Source organism: Curtobacterium salicis (assembly GCF_011759505.1).
GTDB classification, from domain to species: domain Bacteria; phylum Actinomycetota; class Actinomycetes; order Actinomycetales; family Microbacteriaceae; genus Curtobacterium; species Curtobacterium salicis.
The window spans coordinates 301,837-320,861 of sequence record NZ_JAAOYO010000002.1; the positions used below are offsets into that span (position 1 = coordinate 301,837).

The window sequence follows — 19,025 nt, forward strand, 5'->3', positions numbered from 1 at the left end:
TCCTCCCGTCCCGCCGGGAGGCACGTCCCCCGTCCGGCAGCACGCTCAGGTCGTGCAGCGCTCCAGACCGGACGTGCTGCGGCCGGCGGCGATCGTCTGCAGGTCGGTGACGGCCTGGTCGAGGGTGGAGACGGCGTAGACGTCGAGGCCCGCCGGGACGTGTCCGACGACCTCGTCGCAGTTCGTCTTCGGCGCGAGGAACACGGTGGCGCCGGCGGCCTCGGCCCCGTAGAGCTTCTGGCGGATGCCGCCGATGGGGCCGACCGCTCCGTCCGCCGTGATCGTGCCGGTCCCCGCGACGTGCTTCCCGCCGTTCAGCTCGCCCGGCGTGATCTCGTCGATGATCCCGAGGGCGAACATCATCCCGGCCGAGGGTCCGCCGACGTCCTGCAGCTGGATGTCGACGTTGAAGGGGAAGTCGTAGTGCTCCACGACCCCGACACCGATGAGCGCCGTGCCCTGCTCCGAGCGAGGCGTCAGCGAGAGCTCGCGGGTCGCGCCGTCACGCTCGACCGTGACCGTCGCGGGCGACGAGGTGCCGTGCTTCGCGACCAGTTCGCGGAGCGTCGTCGCGTCGGCGTTCGTGCGCAGCGACGTCCCGTCGAAGGCGGTCACGACGTCCCCGGTGCGGACCACGCCCTCGGCCGCGGAACCGTCCTGGACGCTGCCGACCTCGAGCTCCGTCGGGATCCGGTACCCCTGGTGGACGAGCGCGGCGGCGACGGCGGACTGCTGCGAGTTCGTCATGTCGGCCGCGTCCTGCTTGTTCACCTGGTCGGTCGAGGTGCCCGGCGGGTAGATCGCGCTGGCCGGCACGACCGCCTGCGACTTCGTGAAGAGGGCGCGGACGACGCTCGTCCACGAGGGGCGTTCGGTCGCGGTGCCCTGCACGCTGACCGTCAGCATGTCGAGCGCGCCGGAGGTCGGGTACGTCCGGTGCCCGTCGACCTGGATGAGTTCGACGTCCTTCGCGTCCTTGCCGGTCCCCTGCCGCTGGGTGCCGATCGTGTTGAACACCGGTCCGGGCATCTCGATGACGTACGGGCTCGGCAGGACGCTCGCGACGAGACCCAGCACGACGGCTCCGGCGACGAACACCCACCCGACCGTCCGCGAACGCGGACGACGACGGGGAGCGGGGGCGAAGAGGGTCACGCAGGGTCCTTCCGGAGGCTGTTCGCCCACGGCGCAGCCGTCCGGGCGGATGCCCGGGCCGGTCCCAGGTCCGGGCCCGCGGGCAGCGGTTAGCGTAGTCGGCATGCCTGATGAACCGCAGCCGGGGCCGGACGACGACTTCCAGGAGATGCTCCGCAAGCTCCTGTCCGGCGAGGGGCAGATCGACCCGTCGCAGCTCGCCGGCGCCGCCGGCCTGCCGAACGACCCGGCCGCCGTCGCCGAACTCATGAGCCAGCTCCAACGCGCCGCCCAGACCGGCTCGGAGGGCATCGACTTCACCGTGACGGCGGACCGCGCCGCCACGATCGCCCGCGAGGGCGCCGAGCCGCTCGACCCCGCGACCGCGCAGGCGTCGGCGCAGGCGTTCCAGGTCGCGGCCCTGTGGCTCGACGAGGTCACCACCGTCGCCGAACTCACCGCGACGCCGAGCGTCTACACCCGCGAGCAGTGGGCGAAGGCGACGGCTCCGGTCTGGTCGCAGATCGCCGAGCCCGTCGCCTCGAGCATCGCGACCGCCCTGACCGAGGCGATCGACCAGCGTGCGCCCGAAGAGCTCAAGGTGATGCTCGGCGACGTCTCGAAGGCGATGCGCGGCGTCGCCGGGGCCCTCTTCGCGATCCAGCTCGGCCAGGTCGTCGGGCAGCTCGCGAAGGAGGTCGTGTCCGGCGGCGACGTGGGCGTGCCGCTGCTCGACGAGCAGGTCGCCGCCCTGGTGCCGCAGAACGTCGCCGAGTTCGCCGACGGACTCGACGTCCCCGTGGACGAGGTCCGCATCTACCTGGCGGTCCGGGAGCTCGCACACGCCCGGCTGTTCCGGTCGGCCCGCTGGCTCCGACTGCACATCATCTCCTCGATCACGGAGTACGCGAAGGGCGTGCACATCCCGTTCGACCGGGTCGAGGAATCGCTGTCCGGCATCGACCCGACCGACCAGGAGCAGCTGCGCGACGCGCTGGCCTCCGGGGTGCTGATCCCGCCGCGGACGCCCGAGCAGGACGCCGCGCTCGCCCGGCTCGAGACCATGCTCGCCCTGGTCGAGGGCTGGGTCGACACCGTCACGGCCGCGGCGACCGCACGCCTGCCCCGCGCGGGTGCGATCGCCGAGATGGTCCGTCGCCGCCGAGCCGCGGGTGGTCCGGCCGAGTCGGCGTTCGCCACGCTGGTCGGTCTGGAACTCCGGCCGCGCCGACTGCGCGAGGCCGCCGCGATGTGGCAGCGCGTGACCGACGAGCTCGGCGCCGACCAGCGCGATGCCCTCTGGGCCGCGTTCGACCTTGTGCCCGGTTCGGACGACATCGACGCGCCGGAGTCGCTCGTCGCCCGGTTGCGGGACCCCTCGCAGTCCGCCGAGGACGACGCCTTCGACCGGGCCCTCGAGGACCTGCTCAACGACGCCACCGACGACCGTCCGCACGAGGACGAGTCCGGTGGGATCGACGAGGACGGCAGCGCCGATGGCCCGTCCGACGGCCCGGCACCTGGTCCGGCCACCGGTCCGCAGCAGTAGTCGTCCCGGACGGGAGGCACGTCCCGCCTCCCGTCCACACCCGCCGGCCCGCCACCGGGTTCTCCACAGATCACGCGGTCGCCGCCTCCGCCGGCCGCCCGATGCGCCAGCGTTGGCGCCATGGGCATCCGCATCGATCCGACACTCGAGTTCGTGTGGCGCGACCCGTGCACCGTGCAGCTCGGGGTCGACCCGCCGCGCGCCGTGGTGCCCGTCCCGACCACGGCCGAGGAGCGGTTCCTCTGCGCCCTCCGACGCGAGACGGCCCGCGACGTGATGTCCGGTCTCGCCCGCAGCGTCGGCTGCACCCCGGCGGCGGCCGCCCGGGTGCTCGGGGACGCTGCCGCCGCGGTCGTCGACATGCTCCCCGAGCCCCTGGCACGGGTGGAGGTCGCCGGCTCCGGCCCACTCGCGGACGAACTCGACCGGATGCTCACCGGCGAGGGCGTGACCGTCGTCCGGACGGTCGTCCCGCGGGGCGGCCCGGTGCCGGAGCCCGACCCCGCTCCGGCGCTGGCGGTCCTCGTCGCCGACCACGTCACCGACCCGGCCGTACGGTCGGCGTGGACCCGACGGTCCGTCCCGCACCTGCCGGTCGTGGTCGGCGACGGCCGGGTGCGCGTCGGACCGTTCCTCGTGCCGGGAGCCGGTCCGTGCCTCCAGTGCGTGGAGCTCGAACGGACGGACGCGGACACCGCCTGGCCGACGATCGCCGCCCAGGTGTGGGGCCGGCCGGCGGCGGTGCTGTCACCGTGGCGGGCCGCGACGGTGGCGGCGGCGGTGACGCGCTCGGTCCTCGACCGGCTCCCCCTGGTGGTGCAGCGGCCGGACGCCGAACAGCGACTGTTCGACCGGACGGACCTGTCGGTCACGCGCCGGTGGGTCGCTCCGCATCCGCGGTGTGCGTGCCGATCGCTGCCAGGAACCGACTCGCCACCCGTGGTCCGCCCCGTGACGAACCCTGCGCCGACCACGTCATCGTCAGGGAACGACGTGCCCGGGTGATGCCGACGTAGAACAGCCGGCGTTCCTCGTCGATGCCGTCGTCGGTGGTCGCGTACGAGATCGGCAGCAGGCCCTCGGCGACGCCGGCGAGCACCACGTGCGGCCACTCCAGACCCTTGGACGAGTGCAGGGTGGCGAGCGTGACGGCGTCGAGCTCCGGCTCGTGGTGGGTGGCCGCGCGGTCGACCAGGTCGGCGGTGAACTGCTGCATCGTCGTGTCGGCGGGCGCGGACTCGGCGAGTTGCATGATCGCCTGCAGCGCCTCCCACTGCTCACGGACGGCACCGGTGCCCTCGGGGGCGGTGCGGGTCCAGCCGCTGATCTGCAGGACGAGCTCCACCCGGCGCAGCAGTTCGTCGTCGGTCTGCCGAACAGCTTCGCCGCGCATGTGGTGCACCGCGAGCTTGACCTCCGGTCGGTCGAAGAAGCGCTTGCCGCCCTGCACCCGGTACGGGATCCCGTTCCGGGCGAGCGCCGACTCGATCGCGGCCGACTGCGCCCCGACGCGGAACAGCACCGCGCAGTCGCCGTACGCGGCACCCCCGGTCACGAGCTCGGCGATGCGCCGGGCGATGGTCGCGGCCTCGTCGCCGTCGTGGACGCACGGCAGCACGACCGGGTCGGGGCCGGGCGAGGACTCCTGCGCGACCAGGTCCAGGGCACCCGGTTGCCCGCGCATCAGGGTGTTCGCGGCGTGCACGACCTCCCGCGTGGACCGGTAGTTCCGTTCGAGCCGGACCACGGACGCACGCGGGAACTCCGAGCCGAAGCCGAGCAGGTAGCGGCTCGAGGCGCCGGTGAACGAGTAGATCGTCTGGCTGGCGTCCCCGACCACGCACAGGTCGTCCCGACCCCCGAGCCACGCCCGGAGCAGGTCGTGCTGCACGGGCGAGACGTCCTGGTACTCGTCCACGACGAAGAAGCGGTACTGCTGCCGCACGTAGGACGCCACCCGGGGCTCGGACTCCACCATCCCGAGGGTCGCCAGCAGCACGTCCTCGAAGTCCATCTGCCGACGGTCGTCCTTGAGCCGCTCGTAGGCGCGCATCAGGTCGACGACCCGCGACGGCGAGGTGTCGCGCGGCATGGTGCGCTCGGACGCGGCCGCCTCGTACTCGTCGTAGGTGAGGCGCTGGACCTTGCGCCACTCCACCTCGCCCGCCAGGTCGCGGAGCGTGGGGGTGTCCACCCGGAGTCCGATCGTGTCGGCTGCGTGCGCGATCACCCGGCCCTTCGACTCCACCAGACCGGGGGCGTGCCCACCGACGGTGTCCGGCCAGAAGTACCCGAGTTGCGACATCGCCGCCGCGTGGAAGGTCCGCGCCTGCACGGCACCCGCGCCCAGGGCACGAAGGCGGGAGCGCAGTTCACCGGCGGCCCGCGTGGTGAAGGTCAGCGCCAGGACGTGGTTCGGCGAGTAGGTGCCGGTGGCGACGCCGTACGCGATGCGGTGCGTGATCGCGCGGGTCTTGCCGGTGCCGGCGCCGGCCAGGACGGCGACCGGACCGAGGAGCGTCCGGGCGACGGTGCGCTGCTCGGCGTCGAGCGCGGCGAGCAGGGCGTCCGGCGACGGGGTCGTCGGGTCCGCGGGTCCGGCTGCGGGGGTCACGGCAGGTCGAGCGGCCCGCCGTACCACTCCTCGATGATCGTGCGGGCGATCGAGGTCCGGCCGGGCAGCAGGACCGTGTCGCCGGCCTGCTCGCGGATCTCGTCACGCGAGAACCAGCGGACGTCGATGATCTCCACGCCGTCGGGGCGGGCGGTGGACGGGTCGCCGTCGACCGCTCGGGCACGGAACCCGACCATCAGGGACGCCGGGAACGGCCACGGCTGCGAGCCGAGGTACTCGGGCTCCTCGATCGTGACGCCGGCTTCTTCGAAGACCTCGCGGCGGACGGCGTCCTCGAGGGACTCCCCCGGTTCGACGAAGCCGGCGAGCAGCGAGTAGCGGTTCGCGTCCCACGCCGCGTTCGAGCCGAGCAGGATCCGGTCCTGGCCGTCGGTGATCCCGACGATGATGGCGGCGTCGGTGCGCGGGAAGTGCTGGTGGCCCTCGGGGTCGCGGCGGACCCACCCGCCGACGGTCGACTCGGTCGGCGAGCCGGTGCGCGGCGAGAACCCGTGCACGGCGTGCCAGTTCGCCATCGCGACGGCCTCGACCGCCAGGCCCTGGTCACGCGCGGAGAGCTCGGTGCCGAACATGCGGAGGTTCTCCCACGCGTCGGTGTCCGGCTCGATCCGGGCAGCCGCGGCGTCGTCGACGAGCGCCGCGACGAAACGGGTGCCGGCCGCGGCGTCCGGAGCGTCGCTGACCGCACGACCGAGGTAGAGCAGCGTGGCGTCGTCCGGCACCTGGTCGGCGTCGACGAACCGCAGCGTGCCGTCGGCGTTCCGGAGCATCGCGCCGCCGTGGACCGGGAGGAACCGGGTGGTCGGGTCGTCGCGCAGCACCCGCTCGAGGTCGGGCGTGGAACGGTGCTCCGCATCGCGGTCGAGCTCGTTGCGGGCGAGCGGCAGCCGGGCGGCGAACTCCACGGTCACACGGATCTCCTGGTGGTCGACACGTCCCGGGTCAGCGTGGCGCGCACCGATCGGATGCGCCGCGGACCTACCCTGTTGGGCATGGCGGGATCGCAGTTCACTCTAGCCGCGTTGGCGACCACGGCCGTGCCCGGACTGGTCCTGACCGGCACACGCACGCTCGGCTCGGTGGCCGGCGGCGACTACGAATCGGCCGTCGTCCGCGACGCCGACGGCCGATCCTCGGCGATCCGTCGTCCCCGGAACCAGCGTGCGGAAGCACGCCAGTCCGCCGACCTCGTCGCGATCCGCGCCCTGAGCGCCGGGATCCGCACGCGCCTCCCGTTCGCCGTCCCGGAGTACCGCGGTCAGGCGCCCATCGGGTCGACCCGCGCCATCCTGACCTCGTACGTCGAGGGCGCGCACCCCGCGCTCCGTGACCTGACCGAGCGTCCGGAGCTGGCCACCAGCGTCGGCCGCGCGATCGCCGCGCTGCACGTGCTGCCCACGAGCTTCGTCACCGACGCCGGTCTGCCCTCGCTCACGCCGTTCGAGGTGCTCCGCTCCGCCGTGTCCGTGATGGACCGTGCCGTCGCGACGAAGCTCGTGCCGGCCGCCCTGCAGGAACGGTGGGAGGGTGCCGCGCGCGACCAGCAGCTGTGGCAGTTCACACCCACCGTCGTACACGGGTCGCTCGGCCTCGACGCACTGCTCGTCCAGGGTGACGACGTCACGGGCGTCCTCGGCTGGGGCGAGCTGCGGCTCGGCGACCCGGCGAAGGACCTGGCGTGGGTGCTCGCCGGCCGCCGCGAGGCGTTCGACACCGTGCTCAGCGCCTACACCGCCGGTGGTGGCGGCCGCGACCGACAGCTCGGCCAGCGGGCGCGCGTGCACCACGAACTCGAGACCGCGCAGTGGCTGCTGCACGGCGTGCAGGTGAAGAGCACCGAGGTCGTCGACGACGCCGTCGCGATGATGCACCGCCTCGCCGAGGCCGTGCACGCCCCCTCGGCTGCGCCGTTGCAGGCGGTCTCGCCGGAGACGATGGAGATCGGCGAGGTCGAGCAGCTGCTCTCCTCGACCGAGCGCCGCCACAGCTGACGCGCCGACCGGGAGGTCGGCCGGACCCGCGGGACACCGGTGTTCGTCCGATGCATCGCGGGAAGACGCGGCGGGTTCGACGAACACCGGTGTTCCGCGGGGTCGACGCGCGCGCCAGGCGGCCGCCGGCCGGGAGGCACGACTCGCGTCAGCCGATCGCCTCGCGCCAGGCGCGTTCGAGTCCGGCACGGTCGAGCAGCGACGACGGCCGGACCTCCAGGTCGTCCGCGACGAAGTAGAACACCGCGTCGACGTCCTCGATCGGCCGCCCGGTGAACTCGGCGTACGCGACGCGGTAGAGCGCGAGTTGCAGCTGGCGGCGGTCCAGGTCGTCGGCGCCGCTCGGGGCCTTGCCGGTCTTCCAGTCGACCACCTCGATCCGCCCGTCGATCTCGTACACGGCGTCGAGCTTGCAGACCACGCTGTGCCCGAGGAACGGGATGTGGATCTCGCGCTCGACCTCGACCGGGGTCAGTCCGGCCCACCGTGAGCGGGCGAAGGTGTCCTGGAAGTCGGCCAGCCGTCGGGCGTCGTCGTCGCTCACCGGGACCTCGCCGACCGCTGCCGGTCCGCCCTCGGTCGTCTCGTCGGGATCGAGGTCGAGCTCATCGTCCCAGGCGTCGAACCCGCCGTCCCAGCCGCCGAGCGCCGCGGGGGCCGTCCCCCGGGCACGCTGCTCGACCCACTGGTGGAACAGGGTGCCGAGTCGCGTCGCGCGGTACGGCCGTTCCGGCATCGGTCGACGCAGCCGCTCGGCGACCTTGTCGGGCTCGCCGAGGTAGTCCTTGAAGCCCGACGCCGGCACGCGGTGCGGGACGACGACCTGGTGCGCGGCCGACCGGGAAGCCCGACGTTCCGCGAGCAGCAGGTCGATGTCGGCGGCGTAGCGACCGGCAGCGCCGGGGTTGGCGTTCCGGACCCGGTCGGCCGCCGCCAGCACCCGGGGGCCACGGGACCCGAACGGCACGTGCGGCCAGGTCTGCGACGCCCCCTGGTCACCGAGCGGGTTCGACTCGTGGGTCGTCCCCTCCGGGATCCGGTCCGCCTCGAGCACGCCGGCCGCCACCAGGTCGTGCAGGTAGCGGCTCGGCGCGGTCGGCTTCACGCCGGTCGACCACGACGACCCGGTGACGAGCAGCTCGTGCTTCGCCCGGGTCAGCGCGACGTAGGTGAGCCGGCGCTCCTCGTCCTCGTTCCGGGCCTTGACCTCGTCCTTGAACGCGTCGATCGCGTCCACGACGTCCTTCTGGGTCTCCTGTCCGCGCCAGGCCAGACGCGGCAGTTCGTCGGCGTCGCCACGGAACTCGTACGGCAGCCGACCGAAGCCGAGCCAGCCGGTCGAGCCCTCCTGCGGGCGGGCCGGCAACCCGCCCTCGACCATCCGGGGCACGGCGACCGCATCCCACTCGAGCCCCTTCGACCCGTGGATGGTGAGGATCTGCACGGTGCCGCCCTCGGGCTCCTCGGACCGCGGCCCCATGTCGTCCCGACGCGCCGCGGCGTCGATCCACCCGAGGAACGCGCCGAGGTCCGCCCGGTCGTCGGTCTGCACGAACCCGCTGAGCTCGTCGACGAAGGCGTCGAGGTACGCCGAGCCGCCGTGCTCGTGCGCCGTGACCTCGATGTCGAGCCGCATCTCCTGCACCACGAGCGTGACGAAGTCGACCAGGTCGCCGCCCGCGCGGGCACGCAGCGAGGACAGCTGCGCACCGAGGGCCCGCATGCGCTCCCGGCCGGCCGGGCTGATGCCCTCGAGCGCGGTGTGGTCGTCGGGGGCGGTCGTCACGAAGTCGAGGGCGTCGACGACGGACCCGTGCTCCCCCGCGGCGACCGACGCCCGGAACGCCGCCGTGACGTCGTCGTCGAGCCGCCGGTGCGTGTGGTCGCGGCCGAAGAGCCAGCGGGCCAGACCGTGCAGCGCGACGATGTCCGCCGCCCCGATCCGCCACCGGGCGCCGGCGAGCAGTCGGATCAGGTCGTTGCCCGCGGCGGGGTCGTGCAGCACCCGGAGGCACGCCACCAGGTCCACGATCTCCGGTCGCTGCAGCAGGCCCCCGGTACCGAGCACGTGGTACGGCACCGCCCGGGCACCGAGCGCCGCCGTGAAGGCGGACAGGTCCTTCCGGGCGCGGAGCAGCAGCGCCATCGACCCGTCGGGGTTCCGCGCGCGCTGGTCGGCGAACCAGGCGGCCACGGCGTCGGCCTCTTCCGGCAGGGTCTCCGGGAACACCGCGGAGACCGTGCCGCTGTCCGCACCGGGCCGCGGCTCGAGGCGCTCCACCTGGACCTCGGACGCGCTCGAGAGCGGCTCGACGACGGCGTTCGCGGCGGCGAGCACGTCGACGGGGTTCCGCCAGCTGGTCGACAGGGCGTAGGTGACGACCGGTTCGCCCGCCGGGTCCCCGAAGTCGGCCGGGAAGCGCGCGAGGTTCGCCGCACTGGCTCCGCGGAAGCCGTAGATGGACTGGTGCGGGTCCCCGACCGCCATCACCGGGTGGTCGCGGAACAGCCGGGCCAGGAACCGCGTCTGCACGACCGAGGTGTCCTGGTACTCGTCGAGCAGCACGACGGCGAACCGCGAGCGCAGGTCGTCTGCAACCCGCGGGGCAGCGTCGGCGGCAGCGAGTGCCAGGGCGATCTGGTCCGAGAACTCGACGAAGCCGCGGTCGACCTTCTGTCGGCGGAACTCCTCGACCAGGTCCGCGAGCGGTTCGAGGGACCCGACCGCGGCGACGGCGTCGGTGACGGCCTTGTACGGCGTGCCGCGACTCGACCCGGGCAGTTCGAGCAGCCCCCCGAAGTCGATCGAGAACCGACGGAGGTCGGCCGGGTCGACGAGGTGCTCGGAGGCGGCCCCGGCGAGCGCGACGACCGCGGCGGTGATGGTGTCGACGTTCCGGTCGAGGCCGGCGAGCCGGTCGTCCCGGGCTCCCACGACGACCCGTCGGGCGAGCTGCCACGCGGAGGGTTCGGTGAGCACCTGGGACTCGCCGTCACGCCCGACGAGCAGGGCGTTCTCGCGGAAGACGGCGTTCGCGAAGGCGTTGTAGGTGGAGACGGTCGGCGCGAGGAAGGCGTCCCCGGCCTCGATCAGCCCGGCGCCCTCGAGCGCGCCGATCCGGTCGTTGATGCGGACGCCGAGCTCGCCGGCGGCCTTGCGGGTGAAGGTCAGCCCGAGCACCTGGTCGGGCTGCACGAATCCGTTCGCGAGCAGCCAGACGACCCGGGAGGCCATCGTCTCGGTCTTGCCGCTGCCGGCGCCCGCGACGACCAGGGCCGGGGCGAGCGGGGACTCGATGACGGCCCGCTGCTGCGCGGTCGGGCGGGGCTTGCCCAGGGCGTCGGCGATCTCGTCGGCCCCGTACCGGCGTCGGGCCGGACGCTCGTCCGGCACCGCGCCTCCCGTCGGGGCGGCCGTCGGGGCGACCGCCGCAGCCGCAGCCGTGACAGCGGACGTGGCGGTCTGGTCCACGGTGGTCTCGTCGCTCACCAGGTCACCTCGCCCACGACGTGGATCCGGCACTCGGTCCCGGTGCGGGCCCGGTCGCAGTGGTCGTCCACGTTCGCCAGGAACGTCCGGCCGGCCATGCCGCGCGCGACGGTGTGCAGGCGTTCCCGGTAGGCCTCTCTCGACTCCGGGTCGAGGGCCCGCTGCGTCCGCTCCGAGTACGCGTGCGCACCTTTCGGGTTCTGCACGAAGACGAGCCGGGCGTCGGTGGTCTCCGCACCCTCCGGCACCCCCTCGACCGCGCCGTCGGCCACGGCGAGCTGGTACGCGGCGAGCTGCGGGTGTCCGGGCATGTCGTTCTTCTCGCTCGGCATCGAGCGCCCGGTCTTCAGGTCGACGATGCTGATCCGGCCGTCGGGGTCGACCTCGATGCGGTCGATGCTCCCCCGCACCCGGGCCGGACCGGTCACGAGCGCGAACGACGCCTCGGCACCGAGCACGCGTCGCCCGGCGCTGGCGAACGTCCGCAGGTAGTCGCTCAGTCCCTCGATCATCCGTCGGGTCCGCACACGCTCGCGGTCGGCGACCCACGGCGACTCGAAGGTCAGCTCGTCCCAGCGTTCCTCGACCCGGTGCCACAGCGACTCGACGTCGACGTCGGTCGCGTGCTCCATCGCCTCGTGCACGATCGTGCCGATCCCCATCGCCGGACTCGGGGCACCGCCGCCGAACGTCTGCGCGAACCAGTGCACCGGGCACTCCTCGAAGGTGCCGATGCGGGAGGGCGACACCGCCACCGTCGGCGGCACCGGCTCGCCGACCTCGCCGTCCTCGTCGCCGCCCTCGGGCACGACCGGTTCGGCGTCCAGGTCGACCAGGGGTGCGTCCGTCGACGGTTCGACGATGCCGTACCAGTCGTCGGGGGCCGCGCCGGGCACGTCCTCGGCCGCCAGACGTGCCAGCGCCGAAGCGGCCTCGTGGTCCCCGGTCGCCACCACGCGGCGGCGCAGCGACCCGGCGAGCCCGCGCAACGACAGCGGGTGCGCGGACGGCTGCCGGTCCGGCGGCACCGGCACCAGTCGCACGAAGGGCGAGGGCGACTCGTCGTCGTTCGCGACGGTCGCGATGACGACCTGCGTCGTGGCGCGGGACACCGCTCGCACGAACAGGCGGAGCTCGTCACCGATCACCGCTGCGCGGTCGTCGGTGGGTGAGTGCGGGATCCCCGCCGCGGCACGGACCAGCCCGTCCGGGTCGAGCAGGCTGCCGCGCACCCGCGTGTTCGGCCAGACGCCGTCCTGGAGGCCCGTGACCACCACGACGTCGCACTCCAGCCCGACGGTGGCCGAGGGGGTGAGCACGCGGACCCGTCCGGCGGTCCGGTCCGGGCCGATCGAGTCCTCCGGCAGGTCCGCCCCGAGGAGGTCGTCGACGAACACGCGCGCCGGGGCGTCCGGCGTCCGCTCGACGAAGCGCTTCGCGGCGGTGAACAGCCCGACGACCGCGTCGAGGTGCCGGTCCGCCTCGGCGGCGCCGACCCCGCCGGCGACGGACTGCGACCGCCACACACCGGCCAGGCCGCTGCGCTCCCAGAGGCCCCAGAGGATCTCCTCGATGCTCCCACCCGACTCGGCGTCCTGCCGGGCGGTGACGAAGCTCGACGCGAGCCGCATCGCACGCCGGGCGAAAGCGGCGTCGATCGTCGCCAGGCGTTCCGGGGCGCCGAGCGCGTCGACCAGCAGCTCGTCGGCCGTCCGGGTCCCCCCGCCGGCCAGTTCCTCACGCCGCAGGGCGAGACGCAGTCGGCGGATCGCCAGGGTGTCGAGCCCCCCGAGCGGACCGGTCGCGAACGAGGTCGCCAGGTCGGCGTCGAGCGGGATGACCCCGAGGGCGACGGCTGCGGCGTCCACCAGCGTCCGGGAGGCCGTGTCGTCCCGCGGACGGGTCGGGGCAGCGCCGGCCGTGGCGGGGACCTCGGCCACCGAGAGCGCCCGGACCAGTTCCGGGATCGCGGCACCACTGCGCGTGACGACGACCATCCGGTGCCACGGGACACCGTCGAGCAGCCGGTGTTCGCGGAGACGTCTCGCCACCGCGGCCACCATCGCGGAACGGCTGGGCGCTTCGAGGTGCAGGACCGCGTCGGAGCGGCCACGGGCCTCCCGGGCGAGGGCGGCGCGCTGTCGACCGGCGGCCGCGGTGCCGATGCGCCCCGTGATGCCGGTCACCAGCGTGCGGATCGGGGCCGCGTGCCGGTGCACGGTCCCGAGCACGATCTCCTGCACGTGCGGGACGCCGAGGCGCGGTCCGAGGCGGCCGAGGACGTCCGGGACGGCACCGCGGAAAGCGGACGCCGCGATGTCCGGGTCGCCGAACGCGACCACCTGCACGCCGGATCGGGCGAGGGCACCGAGCAGGGCGATCTCGCCCTCGACCAGTTCCTGCACGTCGTCGACGACCACCAGGCGGAGTGCGGCGACGGCGGGCGGCAGCTCGCCACGGAGCACGGCGGCGGTCGCGAAGGCGACGAGTTCGGCGGCGTCGAGGCTCGTCGACCGGAACGCCGTCACCGCTGCGCGGTACTCGTCGACGAAGTCGCCGACCGCCCGCCACTCGGGGTGTCCGGTGTCGTCGCCGAGCTCGCGCATGTCGTCGGGTTCGATCCCGGCGGCGACCGCCCGCATCATGAGGTCGCGGAGCGCCGTCCGGAACCCGGCCCGCTCACGGACGACCTCGGTGATCGGCAGCGGCCAGGCGGGACCGGTGCCGTCGAGTTCGTGGCCGTCCAGGAGGTCCGCGATGACCCGGTCCTGCTCGCCGCCGGTCAGCAGGGTCGGCGGCTCCTGCCCCTGCACGGCAGCCGCGTGCCCGACCACCTGGAAGGCGAGGGAGTTGACCGTCCGGGCCAGGGCGCCCGGCGTGACCCGGTCGACGGCCGCGGCCAGGCGATCGCGGAGCGCGGTGGCAGCGACGCGTGCCGAGGTGAGCGCGAGGACGGTGGCCTGCCCGGCGGAGTCGACCGCGCCGGGGCGGGCGAACCGATCGGCCACGAGCCGCGTCAGCGTGCTCGTCTTGCCCGTTCCCGGAGCGCCGATGACCGCCGCGTGCACCCCGTCGGGCAGTGCGAGCACGGCCTGCTGTGCCGGGTCGTCGACCAGTGCGCGCGCGACCGAGCCGAGGTCCGGCGCGGGCGTCAGGGTGGTCGGTGGCACGGTCGTACGGTACCCACCGCAGCCGACATCGCGGGCCACCCGCGCCGGGCTGCGGATGCCCTGGTGCGCCCGCGGCGAACGCTCCGGGCAGGCCGGGGACGCTCGACTAGGGTGAGGTCGTGGACATCAAGATCGGCATCATCAACAGCCCCCGCGAGATCGGTTTCGAGACGGCGCAGACCGCCGACGAGATCGAGACCGCCGTGTCCGACGCCCTCGCGGCCAAGGCGACGCACATCTCCCTCACGGACGACAAGGGCCGCCGCTTCATCGTGCCGGTCGGATCGCTCGCGTACGTCGAGGTCGGCGCGGAAGAGTCCCGCCGCATCGGCTTCTTCGCCTGACGCTCCCCGCATGGAGCTCCTCTTCGCCGTCCTCGGCGGGATCCTCCTCGGGGCGGTCGCCCACGTGGTCGTGCCCTGGCGCACGACCCGCGGGGTGCTGATCGGCCCGGTGGTCGGCGGCATCGTCGCGGCTGTCCTGTGGGAGGCCCTGACCTGGGCCGGCTGGTCCTACGGCGGGACGTGGATCTGGGTCGTCGCCCTGGTGGGTGCCGGCGTCGTGGCGCTGGTCGTCGAGGTCGTGCTCGGCCGTCGCCGCACGGCAGCGGACGAAGCGCACTACGAGCAGTTGGTCAAGCAGGGCGCCTAGCGCAGCTGCTGTCGCCGGCTCAGGCTGTCAGGCCGAGCGCGTCCATCCGTCGGGTGTGCGCGGCGATGAGCTCGGTCCAGACCGGCTCGAGCCGCTCCTGGTCCTCCCGGGCGTGCGACGCCAGGGCGGAGCGGGCGACGAGCAGCGTGTCGCCCACGAGGCGGCGGCCCCACATCGCCAGACGCGACGCCACGACGGGGTCCTCGTCGATCCGCGCGGTCAGTTCCTCGACCACCGCGGGCTCTTCACGGGCGTCGAACACCGTGCGCAGACGCTGCCGGACGTCGATCGGCAGGGACCGCAGCAGGTTCGCGAACAGGTCGTTCAGGATGCCGGCGGTGACGTAGCCGGTGAGCATCGACTCGTACCAGTCCGCGCCGCTCGTGCGCTCGAGGAAGCGGTCGATCGCGTCCCGGTGCGGAGCCATCAGATCGGCCGGCTCCTTGCCGCCACGCTCGATCTCGGCCACGATGGCACGGTGCCGCTCGAGAGCGGTCGTCGCGAGCACCCCGGTGACCAGACGGCCCGAGAGCGTCGGCGCACCGGCGCCGGCACGGCCCATGGTCTCGTACAGCGACAGCTGCAGGTAGGCGGCCTGGCCGAGGTAGACGTCCAGCTCCGGGCTGACGTCGTCCAGCTGCAGACGCTCGACGGTCCCGCTACGCGGGTTCCGCGACGCGAGCCAGGCTGCAGCGAGCTGCCCAGCACGCTTCCGGTTCCACCACGACACCACCCGCCCAGCATACGGGTCGGGTGATCCCCCTCCGGCACGTCGGTAGACTGGCCCGGACTCCTCCCCACGAACAGGGTGAACTTCTTGACTTTCTCAGAACTCCAGATCGAGCAGGACATCGTCGATGCGCTCGCGAGCAAGGGCATCATCGAGCCCTTCCCGATCCAGCAGCAGACGATCCCGCTCGCCCTGACCGGCCAGGACATCATCGGTCAGGCCAAGACCGGCACCGGCAAGACCTTCGGGTTCGGCCTGCCGCTGATCCAGCGCATCGGCGCCGACCCGGCGCCGGGCGTGAAGGCGCTCGTCGTCGTCCCGACCCGCGAGCTCGCCGTGCAGGTGAGCGAGGACCTCGAGTCCGCGATGGTCAACCGTCCGACCAAGCTCGTCTCGATCTACGGCGGCAAGGCGTACGAGGGCCAGGTCGAGCAGCTCAAGGCCGGCGCGCAGATCGTCGTCGGCACGCCCGGTCGTCTCATCGACCTGCAGCGGCAGCGACTCCTGGACCTCTCGCACGTGCAGGAGATCGTCCTCGACGAGGCCGACCGCATGCTCGACCTCGGGTTCCTCTCGGACATCGAGCGGATCTTCCAGGCCGTGCCCGAGGTCCGGCACACGATGCTGTTCTCGGCGACGATGCCGGCACCGATCGTCGCGCTCGCCCGCCGCTTCATGTCGCGTCCGGTGCACATCCGCGCGACGGACCCGGACGAGGGTCTGATGCAGGCGAACATCAAGCACGTCATCTACCGCGCCCACTCCCTGGACAAGGACGAGGTCATCGCCCGCATCCTCCAGGCCGAGGGTCGCGGCAAGACCGTCATCTTCACGCGCACGAAGCGCGCCGCAGCCCGCATCGTCGAGGAGCTGAAGGACCGCGGCTTCAACGCCGCCGCCGTCCACGGCGACCTCAACCAGGAGCAGCGTGAACGTGCGATGGCCGCCTTCAAGGCCGGCAAGCGCGACGTCCTCATCGCGACCGACGTCGCCGCCCGCGGCATCGACGTGGACGACGTCACGCACGTCATCAACCACACGATCCCGGACGACCCGGACACGTACCTGCACCGCGCCGGCCGCACTGGCCGTGCGGGCAAGACCGGCATCGCGGTCACGTTCGTCGACTGGGACGACCTGCACAAGTGGACGCTGATCGACAAGGCGCTCGAGTTCGGCATCCCCGAGCCCGTCGAGACCTACTCGTCCTCGCCGCACCTGTTCACCGACCTGGACATCCCGGTCGGCACCAAGGGGCGCCTGCCCGGCACCACCTCGCACGCCGCGACCGCCGGGACCGAGAAGTCCTCCGCCGGCTCGCGATCGGGCTCCGCCTCCGGCTCGCGTTCCGGCAGCGCCGGGGAGTCCCGGTCCCGCAACCGCACCCGGTCCACCGGTTCCGAGCAGCCCGGCTCGCGTCGCACCTCGGGTGACCGTCCGGCAGGGACGCGCACCGCTCCCGCCGAGGACACGAGCACGCCGGACGTCACGACGCCCGCTGCCTCGGCCCCGGTCGAGGGTGCGCCGACCTCCCCCGCCGGTGACGAGTCGGGTGACGGCACGCAGAAGCGTCGCCGCCGTCGTCGCCGTCGCGGCGGCAGCGGCTCGTCGGAGGCGACCGCCTCGGCACCGCAGGGATCCTCGGACGGCGAGTAGCGCCTCCAGACCGATCGGCCCCGTCACCTCGGTGACGGGGCCGTCGTCGTTCCCGGATCCGCTCAGCCGTCCCCTGCTCAGCTCAGGGACGCGTGAGGGGCGTGCGCGTCAGGACAGACGCGAGCCCGGGCCGACGACGGGCTCGCTGCCGGTCGCCTGCTCGACGATCGCGTCGAAGGAGCGGCGGGCGGTGCGGTGCTCGCCCAGGCGGTTCGGCTTGCCCTCGCCGTGGTAGTCGCTCGACCCGGTGACGAAGAGCCCGAACTGCTCGGTCCAGTCCAGCAGGGTCCGCTTGCCGTGCGCCTGGTTCTCGCGGTGGTCGACCTCGAGGCCGCCGAGGCCCGCGTCGACGAGTTCGCGGAGCATCGGCTCGTCGATGACGATCCCGCGCGAGGACGCCGCCGGGTGCGCGATCACCGGCACCCCGCCCGCAGCGCGGATGAGCTCCACGCCGCGGAGCGGAGTCGGAGCGTCGTGCGGCTGGTAGTAGCCGGAGGACGGGTGCAGGATGCCGCGGAACGCCGCACTGCGGTCGGACTCCAGCCCGAGCCGGACCAGGGCGTCGGCGATGTGGGGGCGACCGATGGTCGCACCCTCGCTCGACTCGGCCAGGACGTCGTCCCAGGTGATCGGGTGGTCGCGGCCGATGGCGTCGACCATGCTGCGGGCCCGGGTGAGACGGCCGTCGCGGATCGCGGTGGTCTCGGCGACGAGGCCCGGGTCCGCGGGGTCGACCAGGTAACCGAGCACGTGCACGCTCCGCCAGCCGATCCGGGTGCTCAACTCGAGCCCGGGCACCAGCGTCATCGGCAGCTGCCGCACGGCCTCGGCGGCCTCGTGCCACCCCGCCGTGGTGTCGTGGTCGGTCAGGGCGACGCCGTCCAGGCCACTCGCCGCAGCGGCCCGGACGAGGTCCGCCGGGCGCTCGGTGCCGTCGGAGACGCTCGAGTGAGCGTGCAGGTCGATGAACGGATCAGGCACGCGGCAATGCTACCGACAGGTCACCGGCTGGCCGGACGCCGTTCACAGACGCAGGTCGGCCACGAGTGTGCGGGCGACATGAGCGCGGTCAACTCCGGCGTGGAGCGCGTCCGGCGTCGGCACCGAGCACACCGAGGAGCGCCAGGGCGTCCGCGTCCCTCGACCCGGGCGGCGCCGTGTACAAGACGAGGAACTGGCCCTGGTCGGTGAGCTCGAGTGCGTCGCAGTCGACGGTGACCTCGCCGACGGCCGGGTGCCGGAAGGTCTTCGTCAGCACCGGCGCCGGATGGACGTCCTGCCGTTCCCAGAGCCGGGCGAAGTCGGCGTTCCCGGTCCGCAGCTCCTGCACGAGTCCGGCGACCTCGTCGTCCGCGGGGTGCTGCGCGAGCGTGGTGCGCAACCGCATGACGACGTGCTGCTGGAACTCCGTCCCGTCGGAGATGCCGTACGGCGGGACGACGGGCAGGGGCGATCCGACGACGGGGAAGGCCTTGCGGGCGAGGTTCCGTCCGGCGCGGTCCTGCTCGGCGAAGTCCTCCATCAGCGCCACCGCGAGGTCGTTCCAGGCGAGGACCTCGAAGTCCGCGGACATCACGATCGCCGCGGTCTGCGGCAGGCGCTCGACGACGGCCAGGATGCTCGGGCGTACCTCCCGCTGGACGGTCCCCCGGTGCAGCGGGAGGGTCCCGGCGAGCAGGTGCAGGTGGGCGGACTCGGCCGAGCTGAGCCGCAGCGTGCCCGCGATCCCTGCCAGGACCTCGGCGGAGCGACGGGGCGCGCGACCCTGCTCGAGCCGCACGTAGTACTCGGTCGAGATGTGCGCCAGGACGGCCACCTCCTCGCGCCGGAGGCCCGGCGTCCGTCGACGCGTCCCCGACGGCAGGCCGATGTCCTCCGGGCGCAGCCGTTCCCGCCGGGAGCGGAGGAAGGCGGCGAGCTCCTGCTTGTCCATGCGCCGAGTCTGCCCCGACCCAGGCGGCGCGATCCTGGTACCGGGTGTACCTGGCTCCGGGAGGCGCCGCGGCCGGACGCTGACGT

13 protein-coding genes and 1 pseudogene are annotated in these 19,025 nt (G+C 73.5%); 6 read left to right on the plus strand and 8 right to left on the minus strand.

The window, feature by feature from the left end; translation table 11 throughout:
• Nucleotides 1–45 precede the first annotated feature (45 nt).
• Nucleotides 46–1,155, minus strand: a complete 1,110-nt coding sequence (locus E9228_RS17515) for a S16 family serine protease (RefSeq protein WP_166779635.1) — start codon at nt 1,153–1,155, stop codon at nt 46–48.
• Between the two features lie 103 nt (nt 1,156–1,258).
• On the opposite strand from E9228_RS17515, the gene E9228_RS05775 reads away from it, so the two are divergent.
• A complete protein-coding gene (locus E9228_RS05775) occupies nt 1,259–2,683 on the plus strand; it encodes a zinc-dependent metalloprotease (protein WP_166779636.1) in 1,425 nt (474 codons plus the stop codon).
• 429 nt (nt 2,684–3,112) lie between these two features.
• Nucleotides 3,113–3,610: pseudogene (locus tag E9228_RS16980) on the plus strand (TOMM precursor leader peptide-binding protein); the annotation flags it as partial.
• On the opposite strand, the gene E9228_RS05780 reads toward E9228_RS16980, so the two are convergent.
• Together E9228_RS05780 and nudC are read right to left on the minus strand one after the other, a co-directional pair.
• Nucleotides 3,552–5,297 carry an ATP-dependent helicase gene (locus tag E9228_RS05780; protein WP_341849792.1) on the minus strand — a complete coding sequence of 582 codons (1,746 nt, stop codon included), beginning with the start codon at nt 5,295–5,297 and terminating at the stop codon, nt 3,552–3,554. The pseudogene E9228_RS16980 and the gene E9228_RS05780 overlap by 59 nt on opposite strands.
• Complete coding sequence (gene nudC / locus E9228_RS05785; RefSeq protein WP_166779637.1) at nt 5,294–6,229, minus strand: NAD(+) diphosphatase; 936 nt, start codon at nt 6,227–6,229, stop codon at nt 5,294–5,296. The genes E9228_RS05780 and nudC overlap by 4 nt, the downstream gene beginning before the upstream one ends.
• Nucleotides 6,230–6,310: 81 nt before the next feature.
• On the opposite strand from nudC, the gene E9228_RS05790 reads away from it, so the two are divergent.
• Nucleotides 6,311–7,309 (plus strand): phosphotransferase, encoded by a 999-nt coding sequence (locus E9228_RS05790; RefSeq protein ID WP_166779638.1) that lies wholly within the window; start codon nt 6,311–6,313, stop codon nt 7,307–7,309.
• A 148-nt stretch (nt 7,310–7,457) separates the two neighbouring features.
• On the opposite strand, the gene E9228_RS05795 is transcribed toward E9228_RS05790, so the two are convergent.
• Nucleotides 7,458–10,799: an ATP-dependent DNA helicase gene (locus tag E9228_RS05795; RefSeq protein ID WP_341849793.1), complete on the minus strand. Its 3,342-nt coding sequence runs from the start codon at nt 10,797–10,799 to the stop codon at nt 7,458–7,460.
• The gene (locus E9228_RS05800; protein ID WP_166779639.1) at nt 10,796–13,969 is read right to left on the minus strand and encodes a PD-(D/E)XK nuclease family protein; all 3,174 of its coding nucleotides are present in this window, start codon (nt 13,967–13,969) and stop codon (nt 10,796–10,798) included. The genes E9228_RS05795 and E9228_RS05800 overlap by 4 nt, the downstream gene beginning before the upstream one ends.
• A gap of 119 nt (nt 13,970–14,088) precedes the next feature.
• Here E9228_RS05800 and E9228_RS05805 point away from each other — a divergent pair, with 119 nt between their 5' ends.
• On the plus strand, nt 14,089–14,313 hold the full coding sequence (locus E9228_RS05805; protein ID WP_166779640.1) for a DUF3107 family protein: 225 nt from the start codon (nt 14,089–14,091) through the stop codon (nt 14,311–14,313).
• Nucleotides 14,314–14,323: 10 nt separating this feature from the next.
• A complete protein-coding gene (locus tag E9228_RS05810) occupies nt 14,324–14,620 on the plus strand; it encodes a hypothetical protein (protein ID WP_166779641.1) in 297 nt (98 codons plus the stop codon).
• A gap of 19 nt (nt 14,621–14,639) precedes the next feature.
• On the opposite strand, the gene E9228_RS05815 is transcribed toward E9228_RS05810, so the two are convergent.
• Nucleotides 14,640–15,353: a ferritin-like fold-containing protein gene (locus E9228_RS05815; protein WP_341849794.1), complete on the minus strand. Its 714-nt coding sequence runs from the start codon at nt 15,351–15,353 to the stop codon at nt 14,640–14,642.
• Nucleotides 15,354–15,437: 84 nt separating this feature from the next.
• Here E9228_RS05815 and E9228_RS05820 point away from each other — a divergent pair, with 84 nt between their 5' ends.
• A complete protein-coding gene (locus E9228_RS05820) occupies nt 15,438–17,006 on the plus strand; it encodes a DEAD/DEAH box helicase (RefSeq protein WP_166780142.1) in 1,569 nt (522 codons plus the stop codon).
• A gap of 108 nt (nt 17,007–17,114) precedes the next feature.
• Here the strand turns inward: E9228_RS05820 and E9228_RS05825 are convergent, their stop codons facing one another.
• Nucleotides 17,115–17,987 (minus strand): PHP domain-containing protein, encoded by an 873-nt coding sequence (locus E9228_RS05825; RefSeq protein WP_166779642.1) that lies wholly within the window; start codon nt 17,985–17,987, stop codon nt 17,115–17,117.
• An 88-nt stretch (nt 17,988–18,075) separates the two neighbouring features.
• On the minus strand, nt 18,076–18,939 hold the full coding sequence (locus E9228_RS05830; RefSeq protein WP_166779643.1) for a helix-turn-helix transcriptional regulator: 864 nt from the start codon (nt 18,937–18,939) through the stop codon (nt 18,076–18,078).
• Between the last annotated feature and the right edge of the window lie 86 nt (nt 18,940–19,025).

Bases quoted from the DNA above. Each gene is read 5' to 3' on its own strand.
- E9228_RS05830 (WP_166779643.1), bottom strand. From the start codon at position 18,939: ATGGACAAGCAGGAGCTCGCCGCCTTCCTCCGCTCCCGGCGGGAACGG.
- E9228_RS05775 (WP_166779636.1), top strand. From the start codon at position 1,259: ATGCCTGATGAACCGCAGCCGGGGCCGGACGACGACTTCCAGGAGATG.
- E9228_RS05790 (WP_166779638.1), top strand. From the start codon at position 6,311: ATGGCGGGATCGCAGTTCACTCTAGCCGCGTTGGCGACCACGGCCGTG.
- E9228_RS05810 (WP_166779641.1), top strand. From the start codon at position 14,324: ATGGAGCTCCTCTTCGCCGTCCTCGGCGGGATCCTCCTCGGGGCGGTC.